This window comes from Paractinoplanes lichenicola (assembly GCF_016785085.1).
GTDB lineage: Bacteria > Actinomycetota > Actinomycetes > Mycobacteriales > Micromonosporaceae > Actinoplanes > Actinoplanes lichenicola.
Map to the genome: position 1 here is coordinate 810,171 of NZ_JAENHO010000001.1, position 17,065 is coordinate 827,235.

At 73.1% G+C, this 17,065-nt stretch carries 18 protein-coding genes; 11 read left to right on the plus strand and 7 right to left on the minus strand.

Annotation, left to right across the window (positions count from 1 at the left end):
- Positions 1-6 precede the first annotated feature (6 nt).
- The 7 genes from JKJ07_RS03590 to JKJ07_RS03620 all read right to left on the minus strand — a co-directional run bounded on the left by JKJ07_RS03590 (position 7) and on the right by JKJ07_RS03620 (position 5,993).
- The gene (locus JKJ07_RS03590) at positions 7-1,491 is read right to left on the minus strand and encodes an FAD-dependent monooxygenase (protein ID WP_202989743.1); all 1,485 of its coding nucleotides are present in this window, start codon (positions 1,489-1,491) and stop codon (positions 7-9) included.
- A complete protein-coding gene (locus tag JKJ07_RS03595; protein ID WP_202989744.1) occupies positions 1,488-2,021 on the minus strand; it encodes a truncated hemoglobin in 534 nt (177 codons plus the stop codon). Before JKJ07_RS03595 ends, JKJ07_RS03590 begins: the two co-directional genes overlap by 4 nt.
- Before the next feature lie 12 nt (positions 2,022-2,033).
- The gene (locus JKJ07_RS03600) at positions 2,034-3,113 is read right to left on the minus strand and encodes a GNAT family N-acetyltransferase (protein ID WP_202989745.1); all 1,080 of its coding nucleotides are present in this window, start codon (positions 3,111-3,113) and stop codon (positions 2,034-2,036) included.
- Positions 3,114-3,198: 85 nt separating this feature from the next.
- Positions 3,199-3,447: a hypothetical protein gene (locus tag JKJ07_RS03605; protein WP_202989746.1), complete on the minus strand. Its 249-nt coding sequence runs from the start codon at positions 3,445-3,447 to the stop codon at positions 3,199-3,201.
- A gap of 172 nt (positions 3,448-3,619) precedes the next feature.
- A complete protein-coding gene (locus JKJ07_RS03610; RefSeq protein WP_202989747.1) occupies positions 3,620-4,348 on the minus strand; it encodes a helix-turn-helix domain-containing protein in 729 nt (242 codons plus the stop codon).
- Between the two features lie 20 nt (positions 4,349-4,368).
- Positions 4,369-5,100, minus strand: a complete 732-nt coding sequence (locus JKJ07_RS03615) for a PIG-L deacetylase family protein (protein WP_202989748.1) — start codon at positions 5,098-5,100, stop codon at positions 4,369-4,371.
- Positions 5,097-5,993: an alpha/beta hydrolase gene (locus JKJ07_RS03620; RefSeq protein ID WP_202989749.1), complete on the minus strand. Its 897-nt coding sequence runs from the start codon at positions 5,991-5,993 to the stop codon at positions 5,097-5,099. Before JKJ07_RS03620 ends, JKJ07_RS03615 begins: the two co-directional genes overlap by 4 nt.
- A gap of 197 nt (positions 5,994-6,190) precedes the next feature.
- Between JKJ07_RS03620 and JKJ07_RS03625 the strand changes: the two genes are divergently transcribed.
- The 11 genes from JKJ07_RS03625 (at position 6,191) to fabD (ending at position 17,027) form a co-directional block, all read left to right on the plus strand.
- On the plus strand, positions 6,191-7,777 hold the full coding sequence (locus tag JKJ07_RS03625; RefSeq protein WP_202989750.1) for an AMP-binding protein: 1,587 nt from the start codon (positions 6,191-6,193) through the stop codon (positions 7,775-7,777).
- 9 nt (positions 7,778-7,786) lie between these two features.
- The gene (locus tag JKJ07_RS03630) at positions 7,787-9,340 is read left to right on the plus strand and encodes a phenylalanine aminomutase (D-beta-phenylalanine forming) (RefSeq protein ID WP_202989751.1); all 1,554 of its coding nucleotides are present in this window, start codon (positions 7,787-7,789) and stop codon (positions 9,338-9,340) included.
- Between the two features lie 8 nt (positions 9,341-9,348).
- On the plus strand, positions 9,349-9,756 hold the full coding sequence (locus tag JKJ07_RS03635) for a 3-hydroxyacyl-ACP dehydratase FabZ family protein (RefSeq protein WP_202989752.1): 408 nt from the start codon (positions 9,349-9,351) through the stop codon (positions 9,754-9,756).
- Positions 9,749-10,240: a 3-hydroxyacyl-ACP dehydratase FabZ family protein gene (locus JKJ07_RS03640; RefSeq protein WP_202989753.1), complete on the plus strand. Its 492-nt coding sequence runs from the start codon at positions 9,749-9,751 to the stop codon at positions 10,238-10,240. The genes JKJ07_RS03635 and JKJ07_RS03640 overlap by 8 nt, the downstream gene beginning before the upstream one ends.
- A 3-nt stretch (positions 10,241-10,243) precedes the next feature.
- A complete protein-coding gene (locus tag JKJ07_RS03645; protein WP_202989754.1) occupies positions 10,244-10,489 on the plus strand; it encodes an acyl carrier protein in 246 nt (81 codons plus the stop codon).
- A 33-nt stretch (positions 10,490-10,522) separates the two neighbouring features.
- Complete coding sequence (gene aroH / locus JKJ07_RS03650) at positions 10,523-10,942, plus strand: chorismate mutase (RefSeq protein WP_236028222.1); 420 nt, start codon at positions 10,523-10,525, stop codon at positions 10,940-10,942.
- 27 nt (positions 10,943-10,969) lie between these two features.
- Positions 10,970-12,199 carry a 3-deoxy-7-phosphoheptulonate synthase gene (locus JKJ07_RS03655; protein ID WP_202989755.1) on the plus strand — a complete coding sequence of 410 codons (1,230 nt, stop codon included), beginning with the start codon at positions 10,970-10,972 and terminating at the stop codon, positions 12,197-12,199.
- Positions 12,200-12,352: 153 nt separating this feature from the next.
- A complete protein-coding gene (locus JKJ07_RS03660) occupies positions 12,353-14,188 on the plus strand; it encodes an AfsR/SARP family transcriptional regulator (protein ID WP_202989756.1) in 1,836 nt (611 codons plus the stop codon).
- Between the two features lie 207 nt (positions 14,189-14,395).
- Positions 14,396-15,847 (plus strand): acyl-CoA carboxylase subunit beta, encoded by a 1,452-nt coding sequence (locus tag JKJ07_RS03665; RefSeq protein ID WP_202989962.1) that lies wholly within the window; start codon positions 14,396-14,398, stop codon positions 15,845-15,847.
- Complete coding sequence (locus JKJ07_RS03670) at positions 15,844-16,029, plus strand: hypothetical protein (protein ID WP_202989757.1); 186 nt, start codon at positions 15,844-15,846, stop codon at positions 16,027-16,029. The genes JKJ07_RS03665 and JKJ07_RS03670 overlap by 4 nt, the downstream gene beginning before the upstream one ends.
- A complete protein-coding gene (gene fabD, locus JKJ07_RS03675; protein ID WP_202989758.1) occupies positions 16,029-17,027 on the plus strand; it encodes an ACP S-malonyltransferase in 999 nt (332 codons plus the stop codon). Before JKJ07_RS03670 ends, fabD begins: the two co-directional genes overlap by 1 nt.
- Positions 17,028-17,065: the final 38 nt, after the last annotated feature.

The window sequence follows — 17,065 nt, forward strand, 5'->3', positions numbered from 1 at the left end:
GTCGGCTCACGGCAGGGCCACCAGGTCGGTGCGGGCCGCGGCGATCAGGGTGTTGGCCTCGTCGCGGGGCAGCTCCTCGTCGACCAGCAGCGCGATCGGCAGCCCGGACTGGCTGCGGATCCGGGCCGCGGGGGCGCTCCGGGTCACCCGGCCGCCCTCCGGCCGGGCCCGCACCGCGAGGAAGTCGATGCCCGGCAACAAACCGTCCGGGGTCCGGTCCACGACCAGTCCCACCGCCTGGGTGCCGTCGGCGCCGCGCAGCACGCACCGGCCGTCCCGGCGTTCCAGCGCGACGAGCCGGTGCCCCAGGCGCACCCGGCCCACCGTCAGCGGCACGTCGACCGGCTCGGCGTCGGTGGGGTGACCGGCCAGCCGGGCCACGGTGCGCGCGACGAACTCCGGATCCCGCTCGCGCAGCCGGCTGAATGTGTTGGCCGCCCGGCGGCTGCGCAGCGCGAAGACCGTCTGGTGCCCGTGCAGCCGCTCGCCGCGGCAGAACTGCTCGAACCACGCGGTGCTCTCGGCCGCCTCCGCCTGCATCCGCTCGGCGATCGGCCGCCGTACGCTGTCGTACTCGGCCACCGCATCGAGCGGGTCGTCGTGCGCGGCGACGGAACGGGCCAGGCACAACGCGTCGTCGATGGCCAGGGCGGTGCCCGAGCCGGTCGAGAAGTGCACCGTGTGCGCGGCGTCGCCGGCCAGCACCGTCCGGCCGGCCGACCAGCGGCGGTTGACGACCGTACGGAAGGCTTGCCAGCCCGCCGTCCGGGCCGTCAGCGGGGCGCCGCCCAGCTCGGCGCGGAAGATCGTGGCCAGCTCGCGCTCCGCCTCGGCGGCCGGCCGGTCGAGCAGCCCCAGGGCGGTCAGGGTGCCCGGGTCGGCCTCGACGATGAAGGTGCTCTCGCCGGCCGCGTGCGGATAGGCGTGCACCACCAGGGGGCCCGGCCCGAACTCCTTGATGAGGAAGCACGGTTCGAGCACCGTGGGCGTGCTCAGCCACAGATAGCGGGTGGCGCCCGCGGTGACCGAGGTGCCGAACTGCTCGGCGCGCTGCTGACGAAGCACACTCCCGGCGCCGTCGGCCAGCACCACCAGATCCGCCGGCTCGGGCGTCGCGGTGACGGTGCGCCGGATCAGCCGGACGTTGGGCCGGCGCGCGGCCAGGGTGCGGACGTGCTCGTGGAAGACGTGCCGCGAGATCCCCGACATGCCGAAGGCGCCGGACGGGATCCGTTCGCCGTCGATCGACGTGATCGTCTCGTCCCAGGTGGCGTACGCGGATTCGGGCAGCCGCAGCGCCTCGGGGTGGACGGCCCGCACCTGCCGGGCGACCTCGTCGGCCAGCACGATGCCGGCCCCCGGCCCGCGGTCCTCACGGTCGTAGAGGTCGACGGTCACGTCCGGGAGCAGCCGGGCCAGCTCCAGCGCGCAGAAGGCGCCCGCGGGGCCCCCGCCCACCACGGCCACCGTACGGACTCCGGGGCCGCTCATGCCGGGGTCCCGTCCCAGTGGAACCGCTCGCGGCGAACCAGCGCGGCGCCCCGCGACACCGCGGTCATCTCGCCGCTGGCCACCTTCATGATGGTGAGGAACTCGCCGAAGTGCGGCTCGGGCGCGTCGAGCTGGGTGCCGGCCTCCCGCATCAGGGCCAGCCAGCGCAGCCGCTGCTCGCGGGTGATCAAAAAGTGCGCGTGGGCCCGGTGCATCCTCGGGTCCCAGGCCGCGGTCAGGTCGTTCTCGCCGTAGATGCGGCGGAAGTGGTCGTAGAGCCGGGCCGCGTGGCGCTCCCAGTCGGGCACGGCGAAGAGCGGGCGCAGCACCTCGTCCTGCGCCACGAGCTCGTAGAACCGGGTGGTGAGGGCCTGGAAGAAGCCGGCCCCGCCGATCCCGGTCCAGAAGTCGGAAACCTTCCGGTCGACCTGGGCCGCGCTCATCTGCTCGCCGGACTGCAGGCCCTGGTCGGCGACGAGGAGCACTTTTCCGTCGTGGCGGGGGGCCGGGGTGATTGGCCTGGGCGACATCTGCGTACTCCTTCAGTCGGGTCGGTCGAGCAGCAGGCCCGCGGCGGACAACATGCTGACGGTGCAGCCGCGCAGCTTCTTGGCCTGGACGGTGCCGAGCCCGTAGGCGATCGTGGTGATCCCCTGCGCGGGGGCCAGCTCGGCCGGGCGGTAGAAGACCGTGGCGAAGTAGGTGAACGAGGCGTCGGGATGGGTGTAGTCGGTGCCGCTCATCAGCACGGTCCACTGGTCGCCGTCGCGCACCAGCATCGCGAAGGAGAGCAGCGCGCCCCGCTTGCGGGCCTCGACGATCCAGACGTTCTCCGGTCCGAAGTGGTCGCGCAGATGCCGGAACGAGTCGGCCTCGCGCCGGGCGTCGGGCACCCCGCCGTACTTGGTGACCAGCTGGGCCCGCAGCGGGAGGAGGTCGGGCTCCTCGGCCTCGATCGGGCGCTCGCGGATCTCGATGCCCCGGGCCGCGATCTCGCGCAGCTCGCGCCGCACCGCGAAACGCTGATTGCGGCGCAGCCCGGCGATGTAGCCGTCCAGGTCGTCCCAGGTGACGTCCATGTCGCTGCGGTCCACCATCGGGACCACCGTGAACCCGGCCTCCCGCAGCACGTCGAGGAACTCGGGATAGTCGGGGCGCAGGAACAGCGCCGACACGCTGCGCACGCCCTGGTCGCGGCACCAGTCGAGCTGGGCCTCGAGATAGGCCCGCAGCACCCGCGGATCGCGGGCGCCCGGACCGACCGGGGCCGACTCGTAGTTGGTGCCCATCAGCACGCAGGCCGGGAACAGCTGCTCGGCCGGGCGCCCCTGCCACGGGTGCGGTCCGTCGGCGACCACGCCGTCGGCGACCGAGCCGCCCGACAGCACCCGCTGCGGGTCGAAACGCACGTGCCCGGTGGGGCCCTCCATCACCCCGCCGACCAGGGCCACCTGGTCGCCGCCGGGGCCGGGCAGCGCGAAGGTGCGGGCGCCGCCGGGGATCCGGCTGTCGGCCAGCGAGATCCAGCGCCGGCGCAGGGTGACCGGGGCGCTGCCGATCCAGCCGTCCCAGCTCTCGGGGATCTCGGTCCGCACGGACAGCCGGGCGGTGGACAACGTCACGACAACTCCCTTCCGGCCGTGCGGCGGGTCCGTCCGGCCCGGCAGCACACAGGACTGCCGGGCCGGACGGGCGGTGGGTCGATCGTCAGGCCGCCTGCAGCGCCTGCGCCCGGTCCCAGACCGACAGGTCCTCGTTGAACCGGTCCCACACCTCGTCGGTGCGGTCCCAGACCGTGAGGTCCTCGGAAGCGCGGTCCCAGACCTCGTCGGCCCGGTCCCACACCTCGCCGGCCCGGTCCCACACCGGCAGGTCCCACACCGTGCGGTCCGCGGTGATCCGGTCCCACACCTCGAGCTCGTCGGCCGACAGTTGGATTACCTTCGAGTCGCGCATGCAGCATCCCTTCGAGGATTTTCCAGAAGGCGATCCGCCGGACCGCCGAGAACCGGCCCTCGCCGCTCTCGTAAAAGAGCTTCGCAGCCTGAGTCACGACGTGTCTTCTCCTCAATTGCTGACTTACCGAAAGCGAATCGCGAGCCATTTCTGGAATTGCGCTGGACGACGCTCAACAAATACTTGAATCCGCTCGACGGCCGCTTGAACCCGGCTGGAGAGCGGGCTCCTCGAGGCCCGGCACGGCGAACAGGACGGGCGGCTGCGACCAGTCCCGGGGGCACAGCACCAGGTCCACCTCCGGGCCGGCGCACGGTTCGACGGGCAGCGGTCCCAGCGTGGCCGTGAACAGCACACCCCCGGCCCGCATGGCCGCGTGCAGATACCACATCCCGTACGGGACCTGGTGCAACACGAAGGGGCCGGGGTGCTCGAGGGTGGCCCAGCTCGACGGCCGCCCCTGCAGGATGGGGCTGTCGAAGGTGCCGATCGAGACCGGCGAGCGGGCCGCGGCCCGGGCCACGCCGCGCACCGGCCGCCCGCCCGGGTCGCCCACGGCCCGTACGGGGAAATCGCCCGCGCCCCGGCTCACCTGCCGATAACGCACGGGCGGAATACCCACCGACTCGGTGAAGCGGCTCGTGAAACTGCCCGTGCTGCTGTATCCGACCAGGCACGCGATCGCCGCCACGCCGCGGTCGGAATCGCGCAGCAATCGTTTCGCCTCGTCGATGCGAACGGCGCCCAGAAAACGCCCCGGGGTCACTCCGACGGTCTGCCGGAATACCCGCAGCAGATGGAACTTGCTGACCAGGGCGGCGCGGGCGACATCGTCGAGGCTGAGGGTCTCCGCATAGCGCTCACGAATGGTCCGTACGGCCCGTTCCACAATCTGGTCCATACCGATGGGGACCTTCCGGGTCAGATGCCGATGATCTCGAAGGGCATCGCCGGCACGTGGCCGAAGCGCTCGCCGAACCGGGTGAGCTTGGTCGTGAGATAGCCGGCCACGTCGCCCATCGGGTTGTCCGGGGGCAGCGACGCCAGATAGCCCGCGTGCGCGGCCAGCGCCTCGATCCCGGCGGCCAGCCCGTCGGTGACGTCGACGGCGTGCCCCGACTCCGGGGAACCGCCGACGGCCAGGAACCGTACGCCGGACCAGGGCTCGAGGCCCTCGTCGGCGAGCTCGGGGAAGACCCAGGGGTTGCCGGCGTCGTTGGCCGCGTCGAGCAGCGCGACGCCGACGTTGCGATGGTCGGCCGTGTTCCAGTCGCCGCTGCGCCACCGCTCGTAGAAGTTGATGGTGACCAGGATGTCGGGGCGGTACTTGCGGATCGACCGGGCGAGGTCCCGGCGCAGCGGCAAGCCGTATTCGATGGTGCCGTCCGGGTGGTCGAGGAAGTCCACGTCGTGCACCCCGACCGCGGCCGCGGCCCGCAGTTGCTCCGCCGAGCGCATCTCGCCCGTGTCGGCCGGCTTCATGGTGGCGATCCCGGCCTCGCCCCGGCTCACCACGGCGTAGGCGACGAACTTGCCCTCCGCCGTCCACCGGGCGATCGCGCAGGCCGGGCCGTACTCCAGGTCGTCGGGGTGCGCGACGACGCAGAGCACCCGCTGCCAGTCCGCCGGCATCGGCTCGTACGGCTGGGTCATGACGCCTCCCCGGCGGCCTGCAGGCACTCCTCGAAGAAGGCGAACGCGCGCAGGTGATAGGTGCGGGCGGCCCGGCCGAGGCTGATGTTGTGGCCCGCGCCCGGCTGATGCTCGATCCGCAGCAGGGGCGCCTTGACCAGCCGGGCCACCAGGTCGTCGACGTCCGCCTGCTCGTGCTGCCACCACGTCTCGTGCTCGGCGAACGTCAGCCGCAGCGGGATGTCGATCCGCGGCGCCAGCTCCTCGAACATCTCGGGCCAGAGCGGCACCTCGGCGCCCTCCCGCTCGGGGACGGGGGCGACCAGCGCCTGGGCCGCGCGGAAGGTGCCCGGGGCGTACAGGCCCAGCGGCCCCCAGTTGCGCTCGAAGTCGAGGTGGCGGCGCGCTCCCTTCCGCTCCGACGGGGCGACGCCGTAGTGGTGACCGACGCCGGACGCGTCGAGGGCGAGCACACCCGGGTGGTCCGCGACGGTCGTCAGGGCGAGCTTGCCCCCGTACGAGTGGGCCAGCATCAGGAATCCCGCGCCGGTGTCGTAGCGCCGGGCGAACGCCTCGAGGGCCCCGGACACCACCACCGACTGCTCGGCCAGGGTCATGCCCCCGGGCAACTGCGCCGCCGACCAGCCGTAGCCGGGGCGGTCCAGGGCCAGCACCGTGAAGCCGAGCCGGGCCCCCAGCGTGAGCAGGGACAGGTCGGGGTGGACCTGGCCGTCGAAGTAGCCCGAGCGCATGCCGCCACCGTGCACGGCGACGACGGTCGCCCGCGGCGGACCACCCGGCGGCTCGGCCAGCAGGCCGGACAGCGTCAGGCCACCGGTCTCGAGGAGGAGCGGGCGCACCCCGGCCGAGTGGGCCGGCAACGTCTTCTTCCGGTCTGTCCTGGCAACGCTCATGGGTGGTCCTTGTCGGTCGGCAGTTCAGGCGAGCCGACGCTAGGCCGCTCCCCTCGCGCTGCGCTGGAGCTGCCTCTCTCGGCGCCCCGACCTGGCAGTACACCCCGGATCAAGACCGGCTCCAGTCCCGCGCCCAACCCCTTGTCCCACAGTGGATCCAGCTCGCCACCATCGCCGAACGGACAAGGGAGACTTCTATGGAGCCGGACAATCTCTATCGGCTGCTCATGGCGCCCGCGGCCGCCACGCCGGACCAGCCCGCGGTGGTGCAGCCGGACGAGGACGGCGTCCTGGAGGAGATCTCCTACCGCGCTCTCGACGACCGGATCCGCGAGTACGCCACGGTTCTGGACGGCCTGGGCCTCGACGTCGGCGACCGGGTGGTGGTCGAGGCGGACACCTCGGCGGCCGCCGTGGCCATGCTCCTCGCCTGCGCGAAGCTGGGGCTGCCGTTCGTGCCGGTGAGCCCGCAGACGCCGGATTCCCGGCTGCGCACGATCCTGCAGTCGGTCGGCCCGGCCCTGCACGTACGGGCGGACGGCCTCGCGGACCGCGAGCTGGCCGAGGTCGGCGGCCGCGGGCGCTTCGGCCGGGACGGGCTCGTCGTCGAGCTCCCGCCGGTCCGCGGGCCGCGCCGCCGGCGGGCCGTGCTCGGCACCGACACCGCGTACATCGTCTTCACCTCGGGCTCGACCGGCCGCCCCAAGGGTGTGGTGATGAGCCACCGGTCGATCGTGACGTTCCTGCGCGCGATGCGGGCCGACGGCCTGGCCGGGCCCGGCGACCGGGTGGCGAGCACCTCTCCCCTGCAGTTCGACTTCGCGCTGTTCGGGATCGGCGTGGCCCTCAGCAGCGGCGCCGCCCTCGTGCCGGTCCGGCGCGAGCAGCTCGACTCGCCGCGGCGGATGGTCGCGTTCCTGCGCGAGGCCGAGGTCACCCAGGTGCACGGCGTTCCCTCGCTGTGGCGGCCCGTCCTGCGGCACGACCCCGACCTGCTGAGCGGGCTGACCCGGCTGCGCTCGGTGGTCTTCGCGGGCGAGGAGTTCCCGCTCCCCGAGCTGCGCCGGCTGCAGGAGACGCTGCCCGCGGCCCGCCTCGTCAACGGCTACGGCGCGACCGAGTCGATGGCCGCCTCCTTCACCGACGTCCCGAACCCGCTGCCGGCCGGGCAGGACCGGCTCTCGATCGGTCACGCCCACACGGGCGCCGAGATGACCCTCGTCGACCAGCACGGCGCGGCGGTCACCGAGCCGGGCCAGGTCGGGGAGATCTATCTGCGCAGCCCGGCGCTGTTCACCGGCTACTGGAACGATCCCGGCGCCACGGCCGGCGTGCTGGTGCTCGACCCGATCGAGCCGCGGCACGGGCAAAAGGTGCTCCGCACGGGCGACCTGGCCCGGCTGGGCGAGCAGGGCGAGCTCTACTTCATCGGCCGGGCCGACTTCCAGGTGCAGATCCGCGGCAACCGGGTCGAGCTGGGCGAGATCGAGGGCACGCTGACCCGCCTGCCCGGCGTCACCGCGGCCGCGGTCAGCCTGGTGCCGCGGCTGGGCAACCACGTGCTGATGGCCGCCGTCGTCCTCGACGACCCGGCGGCCGGCCTCGACCAGGCCGAGGCGATCGCCTTCTGCGCCAAGGAGCTGCCCGCCTACATGGTTCCCCGCTCCGTCCACGCCCTGTCCGAGCTGCCCCTGACCGAGAACGGGAAGGTCGATCGCGCTGTCCTCAACCGGACGCTGGCCGCCCCCCGCAGTGCCCCGAAAGTCCTCGTCACCAACGCTTAGGAGCTACCCGTGAGCTACACCTTGTCCCTGGGCCGGCGGGTCCGGCTGGCCGACGTCGCGTCGACCGCGGCCGCCTCCGCCCCCGTGGCCATCGACGACGCCGTCCGCACGCGTGTGCAGGCCTCCCGCGGCACGCTCGAGAAGTTCGTCGCCGAGGAGCGGGTCATCTACGGCGTGAACACCAGCATGGGCGGCTTCGTCAACTGGCTGGTGCCCATCCCCCAGGCCCGCCAGCTGCAGGAGAACCTGCTCAACGCGGTGGCGACCAACGTCGGCAACCACCTCGACGACACCACCGTCCGGGCCATCATGATGTCCCGCATCGTGTCGCTGTCCCGCGGCAACTCGGCCATCTCGATCGGCAACCTGGACAAGCTGATCGCGATCCACAACTCCGGGGTCATCCCGTGCGTGCCCGAGAAGGGCTCCCTGGGCACCAGCGGCGACCTCGGCCCGCTGGCCGCGATCGCGCTGGTCTGCATCGGCCAGGGCAAGGCCCGGCTCGGCGGTGAGGTGCTGCCGGGCGCCGAGGCGCTGCGCCGGGTCGGCATCGAGCCGATGGAGCTCAGCTTCAAGGAGGGCCTGGCCCTGATCAACGGCACGTCGGGCATGGTCGGCCTGGGCAGCCTCAACATCGGGCGGGCCCGGCGGCTGCTGCGGACGTACCTGCTGGTCTCGGCCCTGTCGGTGGAGGGCCTGGCCGGCAAGACCAAGCCGTTCGACCCGCGGGTGCACAAGCTCAAGCCGCACAAGGGGCAGCAGGAGGTCGCCCAGTTCCTGTGGGACACGCTGGCCGACTCCACGCTGGCGGTCGAGGAGCTCGACGTCGAGCACCTGCTCTCGGGCGAGATGGGCGACACCGCGAAGGCGGGCTCGCAGTCCATCGAGGACGCCTACTCGATCCGGTGCACCCCGCAGATCCTCGGCCCGGTCGTGGACAGCCTGGCCTCGATCGAGCAGACCGTCGAGGACGAGCTCAACTCGTCCAACGACAACCCGCTGATCGACCCGGACGAGGCCGAGGTGTTCCACAACGGGCACTTCCACGGGCAGTACGTGGCGATGGCGATGGACCACCTGGCCATCGCGCTGACCACGCTGATGAACCTGGCCAACCGCCGGATCGACCGCTACCTCGACGAGAACAACAGCAACGGGCTGCCGCCGTTCCTGTGCCGCGAGAACCCGGGCCTGCGCCTGGGCCTGATGGGCGGCCAGTTCATGACCGCCTCGCTCACCGCCGAGACCCGGGCCAAGTCGATGCCCATCTCGATCCAGTCGCTGACCTCGACCGGGGACTTCCAGGACATCGTCTCGTTCGGCTTCGTCTCGGCCCGGCGCGCGGCCGAGGTGCTGGACAACGTGGCCCACGTGGTCGCGTTCGAGCTGCTCTGCGCCTGCCAGGCCGTCGACATCCGCGGCACGGAGGGCCTGTCACCCGCGACCCGCCGGCTCTACGAGCAGGTCCGTGAGGTCGTCCCCTACCTCGACCACGACGTCACGATCACCGACTACGTGGAAGAGCTCGCGCGGCGCCTGCTCGCCGAGCCGGGCCTGGGCTGAGGATCGCCATGCCTGCCTCTTCCCGGACGGCGACGGTGTTCGACGCGCTCGGCCACCCGCCGCGAACCGAGCCGTCCGCCGAGGGCACCCGGGTCACGCTGCGACTGCCCGTGACCCGGGCGATCCCCCAGCTCGCCGGTCACTACCCGGGCTTTCCCATCCTGCCCGGGGTGCTGCTGATCGACAGCGTGCGGCAGGCGGCCGGCTTCGCCTGCGGCGCCGAGCTGCGGCTGTGCGGCATCGACCGCGCCCGGTTCGCCCTGCCGCTGCTGCCGGGCGACGAGCTGGAACTGTCCCTGGTGGTGACGCCCGCGGCGGACGGGCGGGTCGCCGTGCGGGCGCGGGGCACGCGGAGCGACGGTCAGACGGCGGCGGAGCTGTCCGCCACGCTCGAACCGGTGGTGGCCGATGCTTGACCACAGCCAGGTGCGGGCGCGGCTCCGCCAGCGGCCCCCGATGCTCCTGCTCGACACGGTCCGCGAGTTCACGCCGCCCGCCTCGCTGGTGGCCACCAAGGCGATCACCGGCGGCGAGGACTGCTATCGGGGCGTGGCCGACGGGGCCGGCATCGACGGCTTCGCGTACCCGGCGGCGCTGCTGCTCGAGTCGTTCGGCCAGGCCGCCTCGCTGCTCTGGTCGCTCGCCGAGCTCGGGCCGCCGGAGGAGGTGCCGCTGATGGTCGGCCTGCGCGACCTCGCCTTCGCCACGCCGGCCCGGCCCGGCGACCTCCTGGAGCACCACGTGCGGCTGCGCCACCACTCCGGCGCGCTCGCCGAGTTCACCGGCGAGACGCGGGCCGCCGGCCGGATCGTGCTCACCGCGCGCTCGGTGCTGGTCGTCTCCCGCCCGGCCGCGAGCCTGCTTCCCACCACGCCAGAACCCGTCGCAATCGAAGGATGACTGATGACCGACATCGACAACTCGACCTCGACGATCCGCGCGATCGTCGCCGACGTCCTGGAGCTGAACCCGGACGAGATCGACGACGCCGAGGACTTCGTCGACCAGTACCAGGCCGACTCGCTCAACCTGATCGAGATCGTCGCGCAGCTGGAGAAGCAGTACCAGGTGATCCTCCCCCAGCGCGAGCTGCTGCAGGCACACACCGTCGCCGCCCTGCGCGACGTCGTCCGCCGGCACACGGCCTGACCGCCGGCCCCTCCGGGCACACAGGAGCCAGTAATGACTGTTCCGACCAGCCGGGCGCCGGCCGCGCCCGGCCCCCTGGCCGTGCGCGCCGTGCGCGGCGCCACCCAGGTCGCCTCCGACGACCCCGCCCTCATCGAGCAGGCCACCGGCGAGCTCCTCGGTGAGATCATGCAGCGCAACGAGCTGAGCGAGGCGGACCTGATCAGCATCGTGTTCACCGCCACCGACGACCTGCGCTCGACCTTCCCGGCGGCCGCGGCCCGCAAGCTCGGCCTGACCGACGTGCCGCTGCTGTGCACCGCCGAGATCGCGGTCCCGGGCTCGCTGAATCGTGTCATCCGGATCCTGGCGCACGTGCACAGCACCCAGCCCCGCGACGCCGTGCACCACGTCTATCTGGGCGCCGCGGCGGCGCTGCGCCCCGACCTGAGCGCGCCGGCGCCCGCAAACTGACTCCCCTCTGTCGCAAGGAGCGTGACGATGTCCGCGATGTCCCTCGCCTCACCCGTTCGTGAGCACGATCCCCAGCCGGTGGCGACCGCCATCGGCGAGGAGGACCTGCTCGTCGCGGCGGAGCAGCAACCCGTGTGGGCCGACCCGGAACGCGCGGCCGACGTGCGGGCCGAACTGGCCGCCCGGTCCGGCCTGGCCGGCTGGGAGGAGGTGCAGCGGCTGCGCACGCTGATGGCCGAGGCGGCCGCCGGCACCTACCAGATCATTCAGGCCGGGGACTGCGCGGAGGATCCCGACGAGTGCGGGCCGCGCGCGGTCGACCGCAAGATCGACCTGCTCAACGCGCTGGCCGGCGTCATGAAGATCAACACCGGCCGGCCGGTCATCCGGATCGGCCGGATCGCCGGGCAGTTCGCCAAGCCGCGCAGCTCGCCGATCGAGGTCGTCGACGGGCGCGAGCTGCCGGCCTACCGCGGTCCCATGGTCAACGGGCCCGCCGCCACGCTCGAGGCGCGCCGGGCCGACCCCGACCGCATGCTCACCTGCTACGCGGCCGCGGAACGGGCGGCCACGCTGCTGCGGCGTGGCAGCGGCGCCCTGGTGCCGCCGATCGGGGCCCCGGTGTGGACCAGCCACGAGGCGCTGGTGCTGGACTACGAGCAGCCACTGCTGCGCCGCACGGGGGACGGCCGCACCTTCCTGGCCTCCACCCACCTGCCCTGGATCGGCGAGCGCACCCGGCACGTCAAGGGCTCGCACGTCCGGATGCTGGCCGAGGTGGCCAACCCGATCGCCTGCAAGGCCGGGCCCACCATGACCCCCGCGGAGCTGGTCGAGCTGTGCGCCCGGCTCGACCCGGACCGCGAGCCGGGCCGCCTCACGCTGATCGCCCGGATGGGGGTCACCCACGTCGCCGCGAAGCTGCCGGCCCTGGTCGCCGCCGTACGGGAGGCCGGGCACCCGGTGTCCTGGCTGTGCGACCCGATGCACGGCAACACGATCAAGACACCCAGCGGGCTCAAGACCCGCTCGGTGCGGAGCGTCATCGAGGAGGTCGAGGCCTTCCAGCAGGCGGTCGCCGAGGGCGGGGGGATCGCGTCCGGCCTGCACCTGGAGACCACGCCGGACGACGTCACCGAGTGCGCCTGGAGCCAGGGGCAGATGTCCGACGTCGGCCGGCGTTACACCACGCTGTGCGACCCGCGGCTCAACCCGCAGCAGGCCATCGCCGTCGCGGGAGCCTGGACCACCGCTTGACCGACGCTCCGCCGCAGCCCCGCACGCAGCTCGTGCGGGGCTGCGGCGTTGTCCGCCTCCATCGCGAACAGCCCGGGGGCAGAGCGGTAATCAAGGAGCGCTGCACCGGTCACCCGTAGTTTCCCGACAGTGAAGGGATTTGGGTGATCTTCGATGGAGCTCCGCATACTGGGATCGATTGAACTCTGGACGGGCAGTTCCCTGGCCGACATCGGCCCCGCACGGCAACGCGGCATCCTCGGTGCCCTGCTGGTCGATCCCGAACGGCCCGTGCCGCTGGAATCCCTGGTCGACCGCGTCTGGGGAGACCGGCCGCCGACGGGAGTCCGCAACGTCGTGCACACGTACGTCACCCGGCTGCGCCGCGCGTTCGCCCGGGTCTCGGCGGAGCTGCCCGAGCCGATCAACGTGGTCCGGTCGCCGGCCGGCTACGTGGTCGCGACGGATCTCGGCGCGATCGACCTGGTGCGGTTCCGCCGGCTGCTCAAGAGCGCCCAGCAGGACGGCCTCGGCGACCAGGAGCGCAGCACGCTGCTCCAGCAGGCGCTGCACCTGTGGCGGGGCGACGCGCTGGGCGGCATGCACAGCGACTGGGCGGCCCGGGCCCGCGAGACGCTGCGGCAGCTGCACCACGAGGCGCTCAGCCAGTGGGCGGACGCCGAGATCCGGCTCGAGCGCCCCGGCACCGTGCTGCCCGACCTGCGGGCCGCGCTGCTGACCGACCCCCTCTCCGAGCAGATCTGCGAGCGCCTGATGCTCGCGCTCTACATGGAGGGCCGCAGCGTCGACGCCCTCGAGTACTACCAGTCGATGCGCCAGCTGATCGCCAAGGAGCTGGGCACGGATCCGTCGCGGCGGCTGCAGCAGCTCTACGGGACGATCCTGCGGGGCAAGGCGGCCGATCCCGCGCCGGCGCCCGCCCGGAGCGCCGCCCCGCCGGAGACCCCCGTACCGCCGCCCGCCGTGGTCCCGATGATGCTACCGCTCGACCTGCCCGACTTCACCGGCCGCGAGCGCGAGCTCGACGTGGTGCAGCGGACCCTGACCCGGCCCACCGCCTCCCAGCCGCCCGCCGTGCTGCTGGTCGGTGGCGGCGGCGCCGGCAAGACCGCCCTGGCCGTACGGGTGGGGCACCGGCACCGATCCGCCTTCCCGGACGGGCAGTTGTACGCCGCCCTGCGCGGCAGCGGCCCACGTCCGGCCGACCCGCACGCGGTGCAGGGCCGCCTGTTGCGGGCCCTGGGCACGGGGCCCGACCGGATCCCGGCCGACCCCGACGAGCGGGCCGAGGTCTACCGGCTGGCCCTCGCCGGGCGGCAGCTGCTGCTCACGCTGGACGACGCGGCCGACGACGAGCAGGTGCAGCCGCTGCTGCCGGGCAGCGGGGAGACCGCGGTGCTGATCACCAGCCGGGGCCGGCTCAGCACGCCGCTCGGGGCCCGCGTGGTGCCGCTGGCCGGGTTGCCCCACGGGCACAGCGTGCGGCTGCTGGCGCAGATGCTGGGCACGGAGCGGGTCAACCGGGAGCCGGCCGCGGCCGCCGCGATCGCCCGTTACTGCGCCGGGCTGCCCCTGGCCCTGCGCGCCGCGGCCGTCCGGCTCAACACCCGCCCCCACTGGTCGCTGCACCGCTTCGCGGAACGGCTCAGCGACGAGTACCGGCGGCTGGACGAGCTGGCCCACAGCTCGCTGAGCGTGCACGCCAGCTTCACGGCGTCGTACAACGCGCTGCCCGACGACGCCCGCGAGGCGCTGCGCTGCCTGGCCGACCTGGCCGTGCCCGAGTTCGACGCGCATCTGGCCTGTCCGGTGCTGGGCAAGGACTTCGCGACGGTCGAGGACGCCTGCGAGCAACTGGTCGAGGCGCACTTCCTGACCGTGGCCGAGTCCGAAGTGGCCGGTCTGCCGACCCGCTATCGGCTCGACGGCCTGCAACGCAGCTTCGCCTACGGGCTTCGCACCGCCGCGGCCGTGCAGCCGTCGGTTTAGCGCGCCGACCAGGCAGTACACCTGCGGTCAAGACACGCTCCAGTCCCCCGCCCACCGCGGTGTCCCACTGTATTTCCAGGGCCCCGCAGCGACAGGGCAGGACAGAGAGGAATCTCGATGGCTCTTCCGGACGCTCCCCAGGCCGTGTTGGCGGGGCTCGGCGAGACCAACGCCGAGACGCCGCCGGCGACGGTGCCGGACCGCACGATGGCGGACCTGGCCGACGAGCTCTCCGTCCGCCGGTCGGCGGCCCACTTCGGGCACGATCCGGAGGCCGACGCCCACCACCTCGCGCAGGGCAAGCTGCTGGCCCGCCAGCGCATCGACAAGCTGCTCGACCAGGGCACGTTCACCGAGCTCGGCACGTTCGCCGAGCACCCGGCGGCGGGCCTCGGCCCGGCCGACCCGCGGCCCGAGGGCGACGGCGTCATCACGGGCTGGGGCGAGATCGACGGCCGCAAGGTCTTCGTCTTCGCCCACGACGCCCGGGTGCGCGGCGGCGCGCTGGGTGCCACGTTCGCCGCGAAGATCCACCAGCTGCTGGACTTCGCCGACTCGGTCGGCACCCCGGTCATCGGTCTCAACGACGGTGGCGGCGCCCGCATCCAGGAGGGGCTCGACGCGCTGGCCGGCTTTGGCAAGCTCTTCGCCCGCAACGTCCGCGCGTCGGGCGTGGTGCCGCAGATCAGCGTCGTGCTCGGCTCCTGCGCGGGCGGCGCGGTCTACTCCCCGGCGCTGACCGACTTCACGTTCATGGTCGAGGGCATGGCCACCATGTTCATCACCGGCCCCGACGTGGTCCACGCGGTGACCGGCGAGAAGGTCACGCCGGAGGAGCTCGGTGGCGCCTACACCCACGGCACCCGCACCGGCGTGGCCAGCTTCGTGACCCCGGACGAGGAGTCCTGCTTCTCCGGCGTCCGGGAGTTGCTGTCCTACCTGCCGTCGAACAACGCCGAGCCGCCGCCGCACCGCCGGCCCCTGGACGCGCCGGACCGCCGCTGCGAGGAGCTGCTGCGCCTGGTGCCGGTGGACGACCGGACCCCGTACGACATCCGGACGGTCATCGACCACGTCGTCGACGACGGCGACTACCTGGAGGTCCAGGAGAACTGGGCCACCAACATCGTCTGCGTCCTGGCCCGCCTGGACGGCCACCCGGTGGGCGTCGTCGGCAACCAGCCCGCCGCCATGGCCGGGGTGCTCGACATCGACTCGGCCGAGAAGGCGGCCCGGTTCGTCCGCACGTGCGACGCCTTCAACATCCCGCTCGTGACGCTCGTGGACGTGCCGGGGTTCATGCCCGGCACCGACCAGGAGCACAACGCGATCATCCGGCGCGGCGCGAAGCTGTTGTACGCGTACTGCGAGGCGACGGTGCCGCGCGTGCAGGTGGTGCTGCGCAAGGCGTTCGGCGCCGCGTACATCGTCATGGACTCCAAGTCGATCGGCGCCGACCTGTCGTTCGCCTGGCCCTCCAACCGGATGGCCGTGACCGCCGAGCAGGTCACCAACCCCTTCGCCGCGGCCCGCCACGGGCACGTCGACGACGTCATCGACCCCGCCGACACCCGGCGGACGCTGATCAAGTCGCTGGACATGCTGCGCACCAAGCGGGTCCGCGAACCCCTGCGCAAACACGGCAACGAGCCGCTGTGAACCCGCCCCCGGACGAACTGACCGCCCTGCTGATCCTGCTCACCACGGTGCGCCGGGCCACCGACCGGCCCGCGCCGGCGACCGGACTCGGCTGGGGCGCCCGGGTCACGTGGACCCGCCCCGCGCCGGCCCCGCTCGCCCGGCGCCACACCCCCACCCGGAGATACGGAAGGAACACCTGATGACCAGTCGGAACGGCTCCGTCAGCCTCGGCACGCCCACCGGCTGCCTGGCCATGTTTCCCGGGCAGGGCTCCCAGCGAGCCGGCATGGCCGAATACCTGATCAAGGCCTACCCCTCGGCCCGGCGGTTGTTCGCCCGCGCCGACGAGATCCTGGGCCTGCCGCTGTCGCGGATCTGCGTGAGCGGCAGCGCCGAGGAGCTCGGCCGCACCGAGATCACCCAGCCCGCGATCGCCACGACCAGCCTCGCCGTGTGGCACCTGCTGCAGTCGGCGGGCTACCGGCCGGCCGCGACCACGGGCCACAGCCTCGGCGAATATCCGGCCCTGGTCGCGGCCGAGGTGCTGACCCTGGAGTCGGCCCTGGAGCTGGTGCGGCTGCGCGGCCGGCTGATGGGCGAGGTGGCCCGCGAGGTGCCCGGCGCGATGGCGGCCGTCGTGGGGCTGCCCGCCGACCAGGTGGTGGCGGCCTGCGGCGGGGCCGGGGACGCCGGCCTGGTGCAGATCGCGAACTACAACGAGCCGCTGCAGACCGTCATCTCGGGCCACGCCCACGCCGTCGAGCAGGCCGGCAAGGCCGCGCTGGAGGCCGGCGCCGACCGGGTCGTGCCGCTGGACGTGAGCGCGCCCTTCCACTGCTCGCTGATGAACGCGGTCGAGGAGGAGTTCACCGCGGCGCTGGCGGCCCAGCCGTTCGCCGACCCCGTCCTGCCGGTGATCAGCTCGGTCACCGGCACGTACGTCCGCTCGGGGGAAGAAGCCCGGGAACTGCTGCGGCGTCAGCTCACCGGGCCCGTCCGCTGGGTCGAGGTGCTGCGCACGGCGGCCCGGCACCCGGTGGGCGCCTACACCGAGATCGGCCCCGGCCGGGTGCTCAGCGGGCTGGCCCGCCGGACCCTCGGCGAGGTGCGGATCCGCTCGACCGGCGACCCGCGCCGGCTGACGGCGATCTACGGCGCGCTGGCGCCGGACCAGTGGCAGCCCGCCCTGGCCTCCTGACCACCCCATCCATCACCGCAGTTCTCACGAAGGGTAAG

Bases quoted from the DNA above. Each gene is read 5' to 3' on its own strand.
- JKJ07_RS03635 (WP_202989752.1), top strand. From the start codon at position 9,349: ATGCCTGCCTCTTCCCGGACGGCGACGGTGTTCGACGCGCTCGGCCAC.
- fabD (WP_202989758.1), top strand. From the start codon at position 16,029: ATGACCAGTCGGAACGGCTCCGTCAGCCTCGGCACGCCCACCGGCTGC.
- JKJ07_RS03605 (WP_202989746.1), bottom strand. From the start codon at position 3,447: ATGCGCGACTCGAAGGTAATCCAACTGTCGGCCGACGAGCTCGAGGTG.
- JKJ07_RS03640 (WP_202989753.1), top strand. From the start codon at position 9,749: ATGCTTGACCACAGCCAGGTGCGGGCGCGGCTCCGCCAGCGGCCCCCG.
- aroH (WP_236028222.1), top strand. From the start codon at position 10,523: ATGACTGTTCCGACCAGCCGGGCGCCGGCCGCGCCCGGCCCCCTGGCC.
- JKJ07_RS03660 (WP_202989756.1), top strand. From the start codon at position 12,353: ATGGAGCTCCGCATACTGGGATCGATTGAACTCTGGACGGGCAGTTCC.
- JKJ07_RS03645 (WP_202989754.1), top strand. From the start codon at position 10,244: ATGACCGACATCGACAACTCGACCTCGACGATCCGCGCGATCGTCGCC.
- JKJ07_RS03595 (WP_202989744.1), bottom strand. From the start codon at position 2,021: ATGTCGCCCAGGCCAATCACCCCGGCCCCCCGCCACGACGGAAAAGTG.
- JKJ07_RS03610 (WP_202989747.1), bottom strand. From the start codon at position 4,348: ATGGACCAGATTGTGGAACGGGCCGTACGGACCATTCGTGAGCGCTAT.
- JKJ07_RS03655 (WP_202989755.1), top strand. From the start codon at position 10,970: ATGTCCGCGATGTCCCTCGCCTCACCCGTTCGTGAGCACGATCCCCAG.
- JKJ07_RS03665 (WP_202989962.1), top strand. From the start codon at position 14,396: ATGGCGGACCTGGCCGACGAGCTCTCCGTCCGCCGGTCGGCGGCCCAC.
- JKJ07_RS03620 (WP_202989749.1), bottom strand. From the start codon at position 5,993: ATGAGCGTTGCCAGGACAGACCGGAAGAAGACGTTGCCGGCCCACTCG.
- JKJ07_RS03615 (WP_202989748.1), bottom strand. From the start codon at position 5,100: ATGACCCAGCCGTACGAGCCGATGCCGGCGGACTGGCAGCGGGTGCTC.
- JKJ07_RS03625 (WP_202989750.1), top strand. From the start codon at position 6,191: ATGGAGCCGGACAATCTCTATCGGCTGCTCATGGCGCCCGCGGCCGCC.
- JKJ07_RS03590 (WP_202989743.1), bottom strand. From the start codon at position 1,491: ATGAGCGGCCCCGGAGTCCGTACGGTGGCCGTGGTGGGCGGGGGCCCC.